This is a genomic window from Nitrospira sp. CR1.1 (genome assembly GCA_014055465.1).
In the GTDB taxonomy this organism is placed as follows: Bacteria; Nitrospirota; Nitrospiria; order Nitrospirales; family Nitrospiraceae; genus Nitrospira_A.
Genome location: WIAF01000003.1, coordinates 62,752 through 79,592 on the forward strand (window position 1 = coordinate 62,752; position 16,841 = coordinate 79,592).

Annotated in this window: 14 protein-coding genes; 5 read left to right on the forward strand and 9 right to left on the reverse strand. The window is 60.2% G+C overall.

The genetic code is table 11. From position 1 onward, the window contains the following. Positions 1-678: 678 nt before the first annotated feature. The 3 genes from GDA65_07225 to GDA65_07235 all read right to left on the reverse strand — a co-directional run bounded on the left by GDA65_07225 (position 679) and on the right by GDA65_07235 (position 2,990). A complete protein-coding gene (locus GDA65_07225) occupies positions 679-1,623 on the reverse strand; it encodes an amidohydrolase family protein (protein ID MBA5862483.1) in 945 nt (314 codons plus the stop codon). Positions 1,624-2,075: 452 nt separating this feature from the next. Beyond that, entirely contained in the window at positions 2,076-2,288 is a 213-nt protein-coding gene (locus GDA65_07230) for a hypothetical protein (protein MBA5862484.1), read from the reverse strand. Between the two features lie 243 nt (positions 2,289-2,531). Beyond that, positions 2,532-2,990 (reverse strand): hypothetical protein, encoded by a 459-nt coding sequence (locus GDA65_07235; GenBank protein ID MBA5862485.1) that lies wholly within the window; start codon positions 2,988-2,990, stop codon positions 2,532-2,534. Positions 2,991-3,018: 28 nt separating this feature from the next. Between GDA65_07235 and GDA65_07240 the strand changes: the two genes are divergently transcribed. The 5 genes from GDA65_07240 (at position 3,019) to GDA65_07260 (ending at position 9,749) form a co-directional block, all read left to right on the forward strand. Further along, a complete protein-coding gene (locus tag GDA65_07240) occupies positions 3,019-4,308 on the forward strand; it encodes a hypothetical protein (protein MBA5862486.1) in 1,290 nt (429 codons plus the stop codon). Next, a complete protein-coding gene (locus tag GDA65_07245; protein ID MBA5862487.1) occupies positions 4,202-5,509 on the forward strand; it encodes an efflux RND transporter periplasmic adaptor subunit in 1,308 nt (435 codons plus the stop codon). Before GDA65_07240 ends, GDA65_07245 begins: the two co-directional genes overlap by 107 nt. A 7-nt stretch (positions 5,510-5,516) precedes the next feature. Further along, on the forward strand, positions 5,517-8,639 hold the full coding sequence (locus GDA65_07250; protein MBA5862488.1) for a CusA/CzcA family heavy metal efflux RND transporter: 3,123 nt from the start codon (positions 5,517-5,519) through the stop codon (positions 8,637-8,639). Positions 8,640-8,821: 182 nt separating this feature from the next. Further along, positions 8,822-9,187, forward strand: a complete 366-nt coding sequence (locus GDA65_07255) for a response regulator (protein MBA5862489.1) — start codon at positions 8,822-8,824, stop codon at positions 9,185-9,187. A gap of 19 nt (positions 9,188-9,206) precedes the next feature. Next, positions 9,207-9,749 carry a hypothetical protein gene (locus GDA65_07260; protein ID MBA5862490.1) on the forward strand — a complete coding sequence of 181 codons (543 nt, stop codon included), beginning with the start codon at positions 9,207-9,209 and terminating at the stop codon, positions 9,747-9,749. 2 nt (positions 9,750-9,751) lie between these two features. Here GDA65_07260 and GDA65_07265 read toward each other — a convergent pair whose 3' ends face one another. The 6 genes from GDA65_07265 to GDA65_07290 form a co-directional block, all read right to left on the reverse strand. Beyond that, a complete protein-coding gene (locus GDA65_07265) occupies positions 9,752-10,168 on the reverse strand; it encodes a hypothetical protein (protein MBA5862491.1) in 417 nt (138 codons plus the stop codon). A 71-nt stretch (positions 10,169-10,239) separates the two neighbouring features. Continuing rightward, positions 10,240-11,097, reverse strand: coding sequence for a hypothetical protein (locus GDA65_07270; protein ID MBA5862492.1), 858 nt, complete (start codon positions 11,095-11,097; stop codon positions 10,240-10,242). A gap of 59 nt (positions 11,098-11,156) precedes the next feature. Continuing rightward, a complete protein-coding gene (locus tag GDA65_07275; protein ID MBA5862493.1) occupies positions 11,157-12,902 on the reverse strand; it encodes a hypothetical protein in 1,746 nt (581 codons plus the stop codon). 48 nt (positions 12,903-12,950) lie between these two features. Beyond that, positions 12,951-13,646 carry an iron transporter gene (locus GDA65_07280; protein ID MBA5862494.1) on the reverse strand — a complete coding sequence of 232 codons (696 nt, stop codon included), beginning with the start codon at positions 13,644-13,646 and terminating at the stop codon, positions 12,951-12,953. A 291-nt stretch (positions 13,647-13,937) separates the two neighbouring features. Beyond that, entirely contained in the window at positions 13,938-14,795 is an 858-nt protein-coding gene (locus tag GDA65_07285; protein MBA5862495.1) for an HDOD domain-containing protein, read from the reverse strand. A 122-nt stretch (positions 14,796-14,917) separates the two neighbouring features. Then, positions 14,918-16,783, reverse strand: a complete 1,866-nt coding sequence (locus tag GDA65_07290; GenBank protein MBA5862496.1) for a response regulator — start codon at positions 16,781-16,783, stop codon at positions 14,918-14,920. Positions 16,784-16,841: the final 58 nt, after the last annotated feature.

A 16,841-nucleotide genomic window follows, 5' to 3' on the forward strand; every position in this document is an offset into this window, starting at 1 on the left:
GGCAGCAGGAGGCCCGGGAGTGAAGGTGAACGTGGTCACCTGATTCTTGCGTCGGTAACGGTCAGCACTTTGCCATTCTGATCGCGGGCGATCTGCTTCACTTGTTTGAGGGTTCGATATCTTGATGGAGATTTGCCTGCCCTTTTCGCAAGCGGTGTGACTCATAGCAGGTTATTTCATCGACATGTCCGCTTTCATCTATGGAGATCTGAGGTGTGCTCGGCACGATTGTCGGAGCCGGATAGTTCAAGAGTTTACGGCGACCAGAAGGCTCACCGCTTTTAGCAAAATCCATCTTAGTAACATCTACCTCCCTAACATTTCATTGGCTTGCCCATCATTTCCCTCACGGCCTGTTCGCTGTCTCCTATCTGAACCTTCTCACACGCCGTAATCAGTTTTTCATATTCCACTGATTGACCATCACAGCTGGCGTTCAGAAAAAACTGTAATACAAGCACGCCGAGACATCTCCTTCCCGACCAACTATGCTCCATGGCCTCTGCCCTCACGGATATACGCACTGACTTAAAAGGAAACAAACGGGCAGGTCTCTCAATCAAACACTCCCTCACTTAAACCGATCAATGGGGGTCAGGTTGAGGCGGCCCCGGAATAACGGACACGTGAATGACGCACAAAGGAATATGCAGGCCGGTTCCCCGCCGTTCCGAATGATCATGTACCCAGTCCGAACAGTCTCTCGGCATTCCTCTCAAGGATTAATGCTGCATCGTTCCGATTGATACTGGGATCGGAAATATAATCGATCGCCCGAACGAAAATGTCGCCGCCCTCGTAAGGAAAGTCTGTGCCCAGCACCAGGCGATCAGCGCCGAATGTCTCGATCGCGGCGCGCAGGGCCGGAACGTGGCCGTGACCCACGGTGTCGTACCACATTCGTTTAGCGGCCAGACTTGGTTTCTCGGGTGTGTCTGGCGATTCCCAGCCATACTGATTGTCGGCACGCTGCATCAGCATCGGCATGGCCCCGCCAAGGTGGGAATTGATGATGCGGATGTTCGGATACCGGGAAGGTATCCCCTTGCTGATCAACTGCATGATCGAAATGGTGTCTTCCATCGGCGCTCCAACCTGCCACGTCAGGTGATGGTCGGCGATCAGAGGGGTGCAGCAACTATTCCCTGCCGGATGTATGTAAAGAATGGCGCCACGCCGGTCGAGTGCCTCAAAGATTGGCATGAAGGCATCATCGATAAGCGGTTTGTTCAAGATGGTCGTGTTGACACAGACCCCAACCATGCCAAGCTCGTCGAGCCCCCTGGCGATTTCGGCAATCGACGCCTCGACATCGGGCATCGGCGTTGCGACGAACGCCCGAAAGCGACCGGGATGAGCCATCACCAGGGCAGCGTATTGATCGTTCACGAACCGCGCAACGCGAACCGCCGCATCCCGGTCTGTACTGTACGGCATTTGCGGGCACGCCGAGAGAATCTGCATGTCGACTCCGGCACGATCCATCAATTTGAACCGGGCGGCAAGTTCGTCTCCGTCGCCCGCGCCCATGCCTCGCTGGGTATCGGTATCCGTCTTTCCGAGACCGGCAACCAGGTTGAGATACTCGTTGGTCCAGTAATGCGCGTGCACATCGATTTTCATGACATGTCTCCCTCTTGGATTATGCGTATATTATTAGGGCCAGTCTGTGGTGTCCCTAGAATAGCAGACAGGTGAATTGGTCACCACTCTCCTGTTGCTCGAACTCTTCTGGGCTTCGATCGCCTAGCGCTTGAGGTCACCGCTCACGGCGATACAATCGTTCGCGGTGCTCCGCGATGGCGACCTGGGCCTCGGCCTGATTCTGAAACTGCCGATGCGGCACCAACTTGTTTTTCCACGAACTGAAGCAGCGCTCCACTGGCGCATTGTCGTACAGTTGCCCTTCCGACTCATGCTCGGGACAACTCCCCGCCGGTCTAAGAACGGCTGGTAATGACTCGCTCGATACCGATTGCCTTGATCGCTAGGGTGCACCAACCCCGTGGCGGGACGGCGTCGCTGCCAAACCATCCACCGGGCTTCCACCACGACCGACAATGTTTGGCGGACACTCATCGCCCACCCGCCACGCGACGTGAATAGAGATCCAGGAGCGCGGCCACGGTCAGCCAGTCGGTCCGCGTGGGCACGAACGTCAGATCACCCTCCCACACCCGATTCTTGGCCAACACGGCAACCTGTTGGCTGAGACGATTCGGGATTATCGACGGGGCCTGGTGGCGCACCTGCACAGTCCGGACATAGCGCTGTCGGCGCAACGCCACAATACTGACGCCAATACCGTGCTTTCACCGAGCACGCTATCCCGATCGTGTCTATCGATCAAGCCGGGACAAGATCTCACGGGGGACCACACTTGCCTGCCCTACCGTCCCTTCCAGCCGCTTTCTTGATGTGTTTGGCTCCCTGTGATAGCGTCTACGTAGGAAGCTATGTCCGCACGCTCCATTCATAGTAGGCTCCTCCGACTCGACCACATGCTTCGCGCATGGGCAGTCCTGTGGCTCTTAGCCTTGCCGCTCTTCCATATCCATCCCGAGACAGATCCCCATCATGGCGAAGCCGGGCACGTCCACGCGGCCGCCGTCCACACGGTCTTTTCCGCTGACCTTGAGGGTGAATTCGGGGACCATCGCGATGCCCATCACCATGTACGGGACACAGAATCGGGGCCGTCCCTCTCGGCGGAAGCCCCGCATGCCTGGCACGCTGATCCCGAACTCAGCTTCTCGCTGTTGAACGATGCCACCGACCGCAAGCTCGTGAAGCCCCTGCTCACACATCTGTTGTTCGTCGCCCAACACTACCTGCCACTGCCTGAGCGCCGTGACCCGGCGATGGAACAGGGCGATTCGCCTGTGGCCTTTCCCCTTCTCGCTGCTGACGTTCCTGCGCGCGCGCCGCCCGCTCCACTCTTCGGCTAACTTCCGCCCCTTGTGACACCCATATCCTGTTCGTACTCGCACACCGCGCAGGCCGTTCCTCTTGGCCGGTATGGCCCGATCGCGAACAGAGGAGGTCCCGATGATTGCTCGTCCCGTCATGTTCATTGTCTGTATGAGTCTAGCCACCATCCCCTTCGCGGACCGCTACTTGGCCTGGGCTGAAGCGCCACGCCATGCCGCCTATTCCTTGACGGATATTCTGACACTGGCCGTCCAGCACAATCCCACCCTGGCCGGTGCCGAAGGGTACGTCAAACAAAGCCAGGGGCAACAGATTGCGGCCGGTGCGTACCCCAATCCTTCCATCACCGGCATTGCCGGGCGCGGTGCGATTCGAGACCCGAGTACCGGTACCCATGTGACCGAACGGACGTTTACCGTGGAACAACCGCTCGAATGGACGGGCAAGCGTCGGGCCCGTCAGGAGGCAGCGGATGCCGGGGTGGCCGGGGCGAATGCCGCTCTGGATGACGCGCGCCTGTCGTTACTCGCCGATGTCAAAATCGCCTTCTATCACCTTCTGTTCGGTCAGCGCGATGTCGAACTGGCTGCCCAGAATGTCACCAATGTCGAAGAGGTCTTGCGAACGGTGCAGGCGCGCGTGTCAGCCGGCGAAGCGACGTCCTTCGATAGTTTAAAAGCCGGGGTGGAGGTGCAGAAGGCCAAGAAGGAGGTGGCCCGGGCCAACAACGCGTTGCTAGTGGCCAAAGCCCGGCTGAATACCCTCACTGCCGGCTCGCTCGGCAAGGACTTTTCCATTCAAGGCGATTTTCACACACCGAAGCAGGGGCTCAATGCCGACGAGTTCGCGGCGCAGGCCTTGGAGCAACACCCGGCCGTTCGACGTTTGAGCAAACTGGCAGAACAGGCCGATCATACGCTGCGCTTTGAACGCGAGGCCCGTGTGCCCAATGTGAGCGTGATCGGCAGCTACCATCGCGAGGCGGGCGATGAATCTCTCACAGCCGGACTTGCCGTGCCCCTGCCGTTGTGGTACCGGCGGCAAGGCGAAATCCAATCCGCATTGGGCGCCAAACATCGCGCCGACGCGGAGCGGCTGCGGGCGCAGCAGGAATTGGAGCAGGCCATCACCCAGCATGCGCAGGAAGTGCGTACGGCGCAGGAGCAACTGCAGGTCTTCGAGGCTGGTTTGCTGAAACAGGCCGAGCAGACGCTGACGGTGGCGCGCACCAGTTTCCGCCATGGCGCAGCCAGTCTCCTGGACGTCCTCGATGCGCAACGGGTGTATCGGCAGACGCAGCTCGAATATGCCCAGGTGCGGGCCGACCTCTCCATTGCGCTGGCCCGGCTCGAACGCGCGTTGGGAACCTCATTGTGAACGCCGGCCATATTCAACGGATGATTGGAGCGCAGCGATGACTCGACGACCGACGACGATCGGCCTGCTGACCATACTAGTGGGCCTGCTTTCAGGTTGCGGCGACCAGGGAACGCAGCCATCGAAACCTGCTCCGGCCACTGAAGCACCGGCGGCGGCCGGCAGCACCAAAGCCATTCATCCGCCGCCGGCAGTGCAGGCCCGTCTTCGTACTGAACCGGCCGCGCTCCGCGCCGTGCCCGAACTGATCACCGCCCCCGGTGAAGTAGCGCTCGACCTCAAGCAGGTGGCGAAGATCACGTCTCGCATCGGCGGACAAGTTGAACGCATCCATGCGCAGCTGGGAGATCGAGTCAAGAAGGGCCAAGCGCTGGTGGCCATCGGCAGCCTGCAGCTCGATCAGTTGATCGAAGAATATCTCGTTGGGAAAGCGCAAGCCGATGTGGCCGAGAACAGCTTCCGCCGGACGGAAAAACTGCGCGCGGACGATATCGTCACGGAACGTAAACTGATCGAGGATAAAGGCCTCTATCTCGAAACACAGGCGCGTTACCAGCACATCCGCGAACGACTGTCCAACATGGGGATTTCGACGGACGATCTGAAACAAGGACCGCACGAGAAAAGCCACCTCTACACGCTCACCGCGCCGATCGCGGGCACCGTCGTCATTCAGAATGCCGTGCGCGGACAAGGAGTCGGTCCCGGTGATGAATTGTTTGAGATCGTCGATACCAGCCGCGTGTGGGTGTTTGCCAACCTGCCGATCGAGCAGGCTCGTAAATTCAAGGAAGGGGATTCCGGCACGATTACACCGAAGGGCGGTGACGCGATCGTGGCGCCGCTCACCTACCTCTCACCCGTTGCGGATGAGACGACCCGTACCATTCGCGTCCGGTTTGAGGTCGCCAACGCCAAGGGACAGTTGAAACCACGGGAATACGTCGAGGTGGCGCTCGGCTGGTCGGGGCCGCCGGTGGTCACCGTACCCCTTACCGCCATCACGACCATTGAGAAAACCCGCGGACTGTTCCTTGAAACCCCGGACGGCTATACCTTCGTGCCAATCGACGCAGGCCGTGAAGGAGGCGGCTGGATAGCAATCCATCGAGGCGTGAAGGAAGGCGATCGAATCGTCAGCGAGGGCGTGTTCGATCTGAAAAATGTGCTGCTGAAGGAACACATCGGATCGGGCGAATGAGGGACGCATGCATCATCTGCTGACATTTTCGCTCCGCTATCGGTTTTTTACCGTCGTGGCGATCGTAGTTGTCATTGCCTCCGGCCTCTGGTCGTTCGCACACCTTACGATCGATGCGGTCCCCGATCTGACACCGGTGCAAGTGCAAATTCTCACCCGCGCCCCAGCCCTAGGTCCGGTCGAGGTGGAACAATTCGTGACGTTTCCGATTGAAGCCTCGTTGAATGGCTTGCCGGCCCTGCGCGAGTTACGATCCATCTCGCGGTATGGTCTGTCCGCCGTCACGGCGATCTTCGACGATCACACCGACATCTATCGAGCCAGGCAATTTGTCGCTGAACGGTTGGCTCAGGCGATGGAACGCATTCCCGCGGAATATGGCCGCCCAGTGATGGGGCCGCTCACGACCGGGCTGGGCGAGGTGTATCAATTCACGGTCAAAGGCGAGGGCTATAGCCCGATGGCCCTGAGAACGCTTCTCCAATGGGACATCGGCATGAAGTTGCGCGCCGTGCCCGGCGTGGTCGAGGTCAACATCTGGGGGGGCGAGCCGCAGCAGTTCCACGTCATCGTCGATCCGTCGAAATTGTTATCGTTCAAATTGTCGATGAAACAGGTGTTCGACGCCTTGCAACGCAACAACGCCATCGCCGGCGGCGGTTATATCGAACATCAACGCGAACAGTTGTTGATCCGCGGCGAGGCGCTCGCCACCAGGGTCAGCGATCTGGCGCAAATCGTGGTGGCCCATGGGTCTGGCGGCGTGCCTATTTACATCGCCGATCTCGCCGAGGTGATGGAGGGATCGGCGCTCAGAATCGGAGCCGCGACGGCCATGGGTGACGGCGAAACCGTAATCGGCATGGTGCAGATGCTCGCCGGGGAAAACGCCCAGGAGGTGGTCACGCGCGTCAAGGCACGGGTGCAGGACATTCAGGCCACTCTCCCAGCCGGCGTCACCATCGAGCCCTACTACGATCGCACGATCTTCGTCTCGAAAGTCATGCAGACCGTCCGGAACAACCTGCTGGAAGGCGGACTACTCGTCATCGCCGTCCTGTTTCTCTTCCTCGGCGACCTGCGCGCAGGGCTCATCGTCGCTTCCGCCATTCCCCTCGCCATGCTGATCGCTTTTATCGGCATGATGCAGGCCGGACTCTCCGGCAATCTCATGAGCCTCGGCGCGATCGACTTCGGACTCCTGGTCGACGGGTCCGTCGTGATGATCGACAACATCCTCCGGCGATTGGCCGAGAAGCCGACACCGACCAAAGAGGCACGGTTGACCGAAGTCTTGGCCGCCGGTCAGGAAGTCCTGCGCCCTATGACGCTCGCGGTGACGATCATCATTCTGGTGTATGTCCCGATCCTGGCGCTCTCCGGTATCGAAGGCAAGATGTTCCGCCCGATGGCAGTGACGGTTATCATGGCCTTGACCGGGTCCCTTCTCCTCGCCCTGACGGCCACGCCATTGCTGTCCTTTTGGTTTTTACGGACAAGGCCGTCCGAAGAGACGACCGCCGTCATTCGCGGCCTGAAACGGGTCTATGCGCCCTGGCTGCAGCGGGCTGTGGCCCGCCCTGTCTGGCCGGTATCCCTAGCAATCGGTCTGTTTGCTGTCAGCCTGATGGCGGGAAGCAGGTTGGGAATCGAATTCGTCCCGCGCTTGGAGGAGGGTGACCTCGCGGTGCAGGTGTGGCGTTTGCCAAGCATCTCATTGAGCGAATCGGTCGCCACCGCGTTGGATATCGAACGGGTCCTGCGGCGTTTTCCCGAAGTCACGCGCGTCGTCACGCGCACCGGCAGCCCGGAAGTAGCCACGGATGTCATGGGCGTCGAAATGTCGGATGTCTTCGTCATCCTGACGCCCCAGAGCGACTGGGTCACGGCGCACAGCCGCAACGAACTGATCGACAAAATGAAACAGCGGATCGTCGAACAGGTGCCGGGGGTCGGCCTTGGATTCACGCAACCCATCGAAATGCGCTTCAATGAATTGATTGCGGGAGTGCGCTCAGACCTAGCGGTCAAAATTTTCGGCCCCGACCTCGACATCCTGAAGCAACAGGCTGAACGAGCGGCGCGAGCCCTGCAGAACGTGCCCGGCGCCGCCGACGTCAAGGTCGAGCAGGTTGCCGGACTCCCGTTGCTGCGCGTCATCGTCGACCGGGCGGAGATCGCCCGATACGGGTTAACCGCTGAAGAAGTGCTCACCCTGATCCAATCGACGAGGGTCGGCACGGTCGTGGGCACCGTCGTGCAAGGTTCCCGGCGGTTCGAATTGGTCGTGCGGCTGGCGGAACGTGTCTCCCGCGATCCTGGCTCCTTGGGCAGCCTCTTGATCCCGACTATGCACGGAGAACTCGTGCCGCTCTCGCGTGTGACCAACATCCTTGTCGATTCGGGTCCCGCACAGGTCAGTCGCGAACACGTGCAGCGGCGGATCGTGGTCGAGACCAATATACGCGGACGTGATCTCGGCGGATTCGTAGCCGACGCGCAGCGCGCCGTGGCCCAGGCGGTCACGCTACCTCCAGGGTATGAGCTCATCTGGGGCGGGCAATACGAACATCTTCAAGAAGCAGGGAAACGGCTGGCCATGGTCGTGCCGGTCACGCTCATGCTGATCCTGGGAATGTTATCCGTGATTTTCGGCACGCTGCGGCCGGCCCTGCTCATTTTTCTCAATGTGCCGCTCGCCCTGTCAGGCGGAATTCTGGCATTGTGGCTGAGGGGGTTGCCCCTGAGCATTTCGGCCATTATCGGGTTTATCGCCCTGTTCGGCATTGCCGTCCTCAACGCCGTCGTCTTGGTCAGCCATATCCGGCAACTGGAGGCGGAGGGATGTTCCACGGAGGAGGCGGTCCTCCAAGGTGCCATGGATCGCCTGAGGCCAGTCTTGATGACGGCCCTGGTCGCGAGTCTGGGCTTTCTTCCCATGGCTTTAGCGACCAGTATGGGAGCGGAGGTCCAACGGCCGCTGGCTACGGTGGTCATCGGGGGACTGTTGACGTCGACGGCCCTGACCCTGCTGGTTATTCCGGCGCTGTATTCACGCCTGGTTCCGCAGGTTGGCGGCCGACCGCTTCCGGCGGCGGCCCGGGCAGACGATGCCCATGTCAGGGTATAACTCCTTGTGGCATCACGGCAAATCAGCCTTGTGCCAACCGCAACGCGACGCCGGTTCCGACTCTTTCCTGGACAGACCTTCGTCCCGGCGGTAAGCTTCTTCTACGAGTCGAGGTGTCTGGACGCGAGCCAGCGCAGCCGCTCAACCAATTCACAACCGGCCCATCTTCCCGAGGAGTAGTTATGGCGACCATCATGGTGATCGACGACGAACCTTCCATCCGCGGCCTGCTGCGCGAGGTCCTGGAACGATCAGGACATAAGGTTGTCGAAGCGAAGGATGGACGCGAAGCGTTGGACCTCTATCAGAAGCATAAAGCCGATCTGCTCATCATGGACCTGCTGATGCCTGAGGTGGATGGATTGGAAGCCACGCTGCAGTTGACCCGCGAATACATGGACACCAAGATTATCGCGATGACCGGCGCCCAGGGGGATCGGAATTTTCTGGATATCGCCCGGCTCTTCGGCGCTCACCGGACCTTTGAAAAGCCCTTCGATCTGAAAGAAATGCTGAACGCCGTGGAGGCGGAACTGGCGCAAAAATAACCGTTCTCCCCGCCGCTTCATCCTCCGGAATTTCTCAGCGGGAAAAAATACTGGAAACCCTGTCGCCGATTCTGCCAGAATCGGCCGTGCAGCAGCCCCTCACAGTCAGGCTCTCGTGCTGGTAACCTTGTCCCGCATCACACGTCTCTGGTATGCCTGGGGCATCTTCATCCTGCTCGTCGGTATCCTTCCCCTGCATAACTTCGTCGGCCATGCGCATTGGCAATATATTCGGTGGGTGCCGACGCCGGACCAACTGAGCTCCCCTGCGATCCTGCTGGATCTCGGCATCGATGCCATCGCCAACATCCTGCTGTTCCTGCCCTTCGGCCTGCTCTACGCCCTACGCGGACTGCACAACACACCTATCTCTCCCCGCCACCTGATGCTGATGGCCTTCGCCCTGTCCTTCAGTATCGAGTTCTACCAGGTCTATTGTCACAACCGCAGCACGTCGCTCCTCGACCTGGTGGACAATGTTCTGGGTGCGTACATCGGGATGAAAGCGGGAGAAGCCCACGTCAGAAGAAGTATGGCAGGAGTGGTGGAACCGGCCGCGTAAGATTATTGCCAACCCGTCGGATCATATCCCCGGTCACGCAGACACCGATCCACATAGTTTGTAAATGCCGCGCTGGGCGGGGATCTTTTAAACAGCCCGCGCAGAAATCCCGCTGTTGCGCCACTGGCTGCGCCGACCATCGCGCCGCGTCCCGGATGTCCAAGAATCGCCCCGCCCACCGCGCCGGCAGCAGAACCGACAGCCCCGCCGGCTACTGTGCCGGTCGCCACCTGAGCCGTCCTCCCGTCGCTGGAAGAAGCCCCGGCCTCCTTGGCCATGGCCATGCAATCCTGAATATCGGCCTGCGCCGCATCGGCGCCGACCTGTTGATAGTGTTCGTTGGGATACAGGATCGGCTTATGCGCGGCGCAGCCGGCAAGCAAGAGACTCAGGGCACAGAGACAACGGATTTGCCTCATGATACAGACCTCCGGTGCATGGCATGTGCTGAACGAACCGCAGCCCGGTCCGTCGGCTGCCGCGGTCACGTCTACATCCGGCCGCCCAGGTCTTTGCGCTGCAGGGTTCGCATCATCACGGAATCGTTGTAGGCGACCTCACTAAGCGCATCCAGGATGTGCAGGCCTTTGGTTGCCACCAGCTCCTTGGCCTTGGCGTAGTTCTTCGCGCTGAAGCGGGCCACGGCCGGCTGGCCGTTCACAATCTGGCAGGCCAGGACTTCACCGCCCGCCACATCCATCGTGCCTCCTTCTTCGACGAGTTTCTTCGCCTGCGGCACCGTAATTTGGTGCAGTTGGGCGAACTCCTCCAATCCGCCGGTTTCCACCAGGCGCCCATCGGGCATGATACACAGCCGTTTGAAATGGGGAGACCAGTCTTTCCGGAAGTCAATGAACTTGATGTCTCCGCCCTTGGCCACGGCGCGGTCGAGCGTGCGGTAATCGAGGCCAAGATTTTTCTGCGCGAGTTTGGTCTTGAGCTCCTCGGGAAGCGTGCGATAGAACACTTCCGCCGCCGCCACCACCAAGGAGACGCCGCGCGCCCTGGCCCATTGCTCCGCTTCCGCGAATTGCATGAGATCGAGCACCCAGGTCTGCTTGGGTGAGACGCCGGTGGCATCCACCCGGCAGGCAAAAAGCCCGCGCGTGAGCAGGCCTCCTATCTGCGGATAGACGTAGACGCCCCCGTCCGTCAGCAGCTGAATCATCCGGTCCAGCGGCACATCATAACTTTCTGACAGGATTTTCGCATGCGCCGGCACATCTTCCGGCAAGGTCATGGCACAGGCCGTCACATTTCCCGGCGCATCGAATTCCGAGTAATCCTCGATCACGTTGTACAGAATCGGCGGCTTCGGCTTTTCAATCTTCTTCTTGATCTTGAACATAATGCGCTCGTCCCTCGTCTCTCGTCGTTCGTCTCTCGTGCAGACACAGTCCTATGCAGTCACCCACGCTGGAGGTGGTAATAGGCAGGCAAGGTCAACAGCCGATCGTCGTCTACCGGCCCGCCGATCGTAAAGTGATAGAGCGATTGCAGCGTCAGGTCTTTGATCCCGACGACCTCATGCACCGGATCATCGAAAAAACAGCCGATGCCTGTCCCTCGCACCCCGGCGGCTTCAGCCTCCAGATACAATACCTGCCCGACCAGGCCTGCCTCCCAGAACAGGCGTGGATACCACCAAGACCCGCCCTGCCGCAAGCGCCCTTCGAACTCGGCCAGCATGCCGAGTGAAAATGCGCTGTCGCCGGCAATGCCCTGATGGCAACTGACCTGGGCGGCCAAACGCTGCGCATTCCCTTGCAGCAGCCAGTACAAGGGAAGATCGTCTGGTGATCCAGGCACAGGGGTCCACTCCAATTCAGCATGCATCGCCCGCTGCAAAAGCGGCAGTTTCTTCGTATCACGAGCCAGCACGTAGAGGCCAGGCGTCAGGTCTTCCACCCGGTGCACGAACAACAGCAGATGGATCGCGGGGTCCCAAGGCAAGACATCCCACGGTATGGGCCGCTGCAATTGCGGTCGCTCCACGCGAGGCATCACCCGGTGCAGGATTTGGAAGAACGTGGCGGCTGAAATAGAGGTGCGGCCATCGAACGACACGGCGCTGCGGCGTTGCCTGATAATGGTCGCGGCGTCGCTCGTGGCTTGTGAAACGTGATGCGCTTCGGAACGGATCTGAGGCGCCATGGTAAGAGGAATGGCCTGGATCTCTTCACTGGTCTTCCATGACGCGTCAGCCGCCTCGTCGATCGCTTCCCAATGCACGCCGTGTTCGCGGCTCAATGGATTGGCTCGGCCATGCCATGGTCCCGCCGCCAGATGTTTCAGCACCGCCTGGTCCAAACACAACGGCAGGTCGTGAGCATCGCGCTTCACACTTTCATGGGGCCAGATTACCGCCAGGCAATCGGGATGCTCTGGCTCGGCCTCGCCAAAATCCGCCTGGCGATGCGTGCCCAAAACCAGCGCGACCTGGTTTTGATCCGCCCCATCCAGCAACACCATCGTCCAACCAAGCGTCGCGGCGGCCAGACGCGCGGAACCAAGGGCGTGGCCGACATCGTGGTTGCAATAACGAAAGGCCCGCTCTCCATACTTCCAGGCCTCCCGCCAATGGACGGAGCTGAGACCAAAGAGAAATGCACCGGGCGGAAACGGCGCGAGCAACTGTGTGATTTGTGCGGGAGGAAAGTCTGCGCGCAACTCCAGGCCATGTTCTTTCGCCGCGTAGTGATAAAGGCCCGGGGCCGGCTCCAGGCCCTCGACCGGCGGGACCAGCACATACCCTTCCGTCGGATGGAGATTGCCCGACGAAGGATTGTTGCGTAACGCCCATTCCGACTCCCCTGCTCGCTTCCAGGCCGAGAGTCCGAGCGCCAGTTCGAAAAATCTGGAGATGGTCCGGATCGTCAATGGCTGCGAGGCCACTGCGCCGGGCTGATACATGGCGTCATAGGCCGGCGACCGGGGTTCGTCGTCCGGATTCAGCAAGGGCAACCGGATCAGCGGCGCCCCTTCGAACCGCCGGAACGGATTGGGCTGATTCGCCCAATCCAGAAAACCCAGCGATCGCGCGTATCGATTAAAATGGTGTTTCGTTCGAATATGATAGGCGATCACGCGGTCGATCGGATCAGTCGAAGTCGGCTCGGCAGGCAGGCCGGAAGACGGTTGGTCGAACGTCATGCGGGCAGTCTAACGAGGCGGGTGAAGGAAAGTAAACGCGCCTCTTTCTCAGCCCAGCAGCCGGGCGATCCCGAACGCCGCGGCTGCAGCAAGCCCGCCGACCAGCACCGTTTGGATCCCGCCGCGCCAGGGCGGCACTCCGGTCAATCCGCTTTTCACGTAACCGAAGGCGAACAACGCCACGGGAGTCACTGCCACCGAGCACCACAGCGCCGTCACGATATCGTGAAACACCATGTAAGGCAGCAAGGGAATCAGTCCCCCGATCACATAGGAGAGCGCGATCGTCCAGGCGCTCAACCGGGCGCGCGACGGATCCGGCTCTTCCAATCCCAGCTCAAACCGCATCATGAAGTCGACCCACCGGCCGGGATTCGCTTGAAGGGACTCGATCAGCGGAGCGATGTGTTCATCGCGCAATCCGTAGCCGCGAAAAATCTCGGCCACCTCTTCGGCCTCCTTTTCTGGAATATGCTCGGTCTCCCGCAATTCCCGCGTACGCTCCGCAACATAATGCTCAAGGTCGGTCTTGGCCGCAAGGTAGCCGCCTAGCCCCATCGCAATCGAGCCGGCGGCAATTTCCGCCAACCCCGCCGTAACGACCAGAGCGGAAGAGGCCACCGCACCGGACAACCCGGCAGCCAGGGCAAAAGGAACGGTCAACCCGTCGGCCATGCCGATGACGATATCGCGCACCGTCGCCGTGGCCGTGAAATGCGTTTCACTATGCGGAGTCGCCGGCATAGGGATGCTCCTTCCGAACGCGAGCAGGCCGATCACCAACCTGCATTGGGTCCTGCGCCACTGGTTAGGGTGTTGGTGTACGCGTCTTGACGGCGCTGGTCAAGCGACGGGTTCGCGAACGTATCCGGCTCCTAGGTGGAGACAGATGTGGCCCCATGGCTGTGCGGGCGAGCACTGGCGCGATGTCTTGATCGAAACGAGGCAGGAGAAATTGAGTGGCGTGGAATATCGCCGGCAACGTGTCCCGAAGGGACGGCGTCGCCGGCGGATCGTCCGGCGGTGAGGGTGAAGTCAGGCCGCCATCGCGACAGGGCTGAACAGTTTCACCGTGTCCTGTAATTGGTCCATCGCCTCCTGCAGCAACATCGGCCGGGCGTCGGCATTAAATCGTGTCGCCTGCAAGGCCGTCGCGTGAAAGGGCAGATCTTTGGGAGCACGTGCGGGAGACAACTCAGCGTGATCAGCCACCACACCCGCAAGGTGCACCATCGAGGCGTGGAGCGAGAAATCGCCGGCCTCCTCCGGGCACAATTGATGGCGGATCGCCTGCTCGATTTGAACGGGCATACCCCAGGAATGAATGAGTTCTGCGCCGACTTCCGTGAAATCGCAGCCGAAATTCGACTGCTCGACTTCTGCCAACGGTTCCCCCAGATTGCCGGCTTCAATCAAAGCCGACTGCGCGCGCTCGGGAATCGTCTGGTAGAGCACCAGGTGCCCGATGTCGCGGAGGAGACCTTCGATGAAAAACCGCTCGCTGTCTTCGATGCCGCAGGCCTTCGCGATCTTGCCCGCCATCAACGCGCAGAGCACGCTTTTCCGCCAATACGCGGGCACATCCATGATCTGTACGGTCATGCCGCTGAAACTTCGACCGACCGTCGTCGCCGTGACGAGATCGCGAACGGCTTGCATGCCGAGCAGATTCACCGCGCGCGTCACCGTATCGACCTGCTTGGGAAATCCATAGAGGGGGCTGTTGACGATCTTGAGCATGCGGGCGGAGATTCCCGGATCCATTTTCAGCACCCGCGCCAGATCATCCATGGTGGAGTCAGGGTTATCGACGACATCGCGGACGCGAAAATATATCTCCGGCAGGGTAAAGACGTTTGAGCAGGACTGAACAAGTTCTTGCGCCGATGCCATGTTGGACGATCCTCCTTGCGACGCGATGTGCGTCCGACCGTTGCAAAGCCCTCGGTTACCTGTATCGGTTCCAGCCCATTGTTTCTAAAGCCTGGGCTTGGGTCTGAGGATGGATCGGGCTCTCATGCCGCCTGGTTCCTGATTTTCCCTGACCAGGCCAGGAGCATGGTGGACAGGTCCTCCATGCGCACTGGTTTTGAGAGGTAATCATCCATTCCGGCCGCAAGACACGTTTCTCGGTCCCCCTGGGTGGCATGGGCCGTCAGTGCGATGATCGTGGGGCCTCGTCCATTGGTCCAGGCAACGCCCCGGCGGCGTATCTCAGCAGTGGTGGCATACCCGTCCAGCTCCGGCATCTGACAATCCATCAACACGATGTCATAGGCCATGGCCGCCAGCATGTCGAGGGCTTCCCGTCCGTTCTCCGCCACGTCCGCTCGATATCCACAAAACTCCAACATCCCAAGAATGACCTCTCGATTGACCGGATCATCTTCGGCCAACAGAATATTCAGCGGGGAAGCGGCGCCCACTTCCCGGGATGCGGGCAGACTCGTGATCACAACGCCCTTCCCGGCAGAGGCGTCAGCCTCACGCTGCTTCCCGCCATCGGCAAACCGGATGGAAAACCCAAATGTGGAGCCTTTCCCGAGTTCGCTCTGAACCCACACGCGCCCCCCCATCATTTTGGCGAGTTCGCTGACGATGGCCAAACCTAACCCAGTGCCGCCGAAACGCCGCGTCATGGAGGCATCCGCTTGATCGAACGGGTCAAAAATGCGCGTTTGCGCATCCTGAGCGATCCCGATCCCGGTATCGATCACCTCGAACAGCACATCTGTCCCGTTGGACTGCGGCCTGGCGGGCCAAACGCGAATGATCACCTCTCCCCGTTCGGTAAACTTAATGGCATTGCCGACCAAGTTAATGAGCATCTGTCGCAGTCGACCGGCATCACCATACACGATGGTTGGAAGATCATCCTGCATCACACACCGCAAGCCGATGTGCTTGCGGGTCGCGGATTCCTTGAGCAGTGTGACAATATTCTGCACCACAACCTGCAGGTTAAAATCGTCCGGGAGTAACTCGAACTTGCCGGCTTCAATACGTGAAAAATCAAGAATGTCGTTGATGACCGACAGCAGCGAGCGGCCGGACTGCATGATGGTGTCCGCAAAGTGGTGCTGCTGATTCGTCAGCGCGGTCGTGAGCAACAATTCCGTCATGCCGAGAATCCCGTTCATCGGCGTACGAATTTCATGACTCATACGCGCCAGAAACTGAGATTTTGCACGATTCGCACTGTCCGCGGCTTCTTTCGCACACTTCAGCTCTTCGACAAGCCGCTCGAGCTGCGCGTTCCGCTCCGACAACTCGGCCGTCCGCACGGCCACGTCACGCTCCAACCGGGCGTTCGCCTCCTGCAGCGCCCTGGTGCGATCGTCAACCAATGCGGAGAGGTCATCCACCTGGAGGCGGACGCGCCGCGCAAGTTCCCACTTCCGGGTGAGTGACGTCGCCAACTGCTCGACTTCTACCGGATCGAACGGCTTGCGGAGAATCAGCAGTCGATCGGTCTTGCCCAGTCGATCGGCGATGTCTTCCCACGGATGATCTGCAAAGGCCGTGCAGATCACGACCTGGATTTCCGGATCGGCGGACCAAATATGCTCGATCGTCTCCAGGCCGTCCCAACCCGGCGGCATGCGCATATCAACGACCGCCAGCGCATAGGGGTTCCCCTCGCTCCGTGCACGGAGGATCTGGTCGTACCCTTGCCGGCCCTGTTGCGCGAAATCGACTTCAAAGCGTTCAGGCTGCCCGCCGGCGGCGGTGGCGCCGAACAGAGACGAACGTAGCAGATGGAGATCCGCATTCATGGCAGGAGGAGTGAGGATCTTTCGGAAATCGTCGTGGATCGCAGGGTTATCGTCGATCACGATGATCCGCCGATTCGGGCGAATGTCTTCCATGCTGCTTGTCACCGAGCACCTCCGTTCGCCGCCGGGCGACGTCGTATCTGCCTGCAAACCGCACACACAT

Coding starts and splice junctions, on each gene's coding strand:
- GDA65_07245 (MBA5862487.1), top strand. CDS start 4,202: ATGCGCAACGGGTGTATCGGCAGACGCAGCTCGAATATGCCCAGGTGC.
- GDA65_07285 (MBA5862495.1), bottom strand. CDS start 14,795: ATGGCATCGGCGCAAGAACTTGTTCAGTCCTGCTCAAACGTCTTTACC.
- GDA65_07225 (MBA5862483.1), bottom strand. CDS start 1,623: ATGAAAATCGATGTGCACGCGCATTACTGGACCAACGAGTATCTCAAC.
- GDA65_07275 (MBA5862493.1), bottom strand. CDS start 12,902: ATGACGTTCGACCAACCGTCTTCCGGCCTGCCTGCCGAGCCGACTTCG.
- GDA65_07250 (MBA5862488.1), top strand. CDS start 5,517: ATGCATCATCTGCTGACATTTTCGCTCCGCTATCGGTTTTTTACCGTC.
- GDA65_07255 (MBA5862489.1), top strand. CDS start 8,822: ATGGCGACCATCATGGTGATCGACGACGAACCTTCCATCCGCGGCCTG.
- GDA65_07280 (MBA5862494.1), bottom strand. CDS start 13,646: ATGCCGGCGACTCCGCATAGTGAAACGCATTTCACGGCCACGGCGACG.
- GDA65_07270 (MBA5862492.1), bottom strand. CDS start 11,097: ATGTTCAAGATCAAGAAGAAGATTGAAAAGCCGAAGCCGCCGATTCTG.
- GDA65_07240 (MBA5862486.1), top strand. CDS start 3,019: ATGGCCCGATCGCGAACAGAGGAGGTCCCGATGATTGCTCGTCCCGTC.
- GDA65_07265 (MBA5862491.1), bottom strand. CDS start 10,168: ATGAGGCAAATCCGTTGTCTCTGTGCCCTGAGTCTCTTGCTTGCCGGC.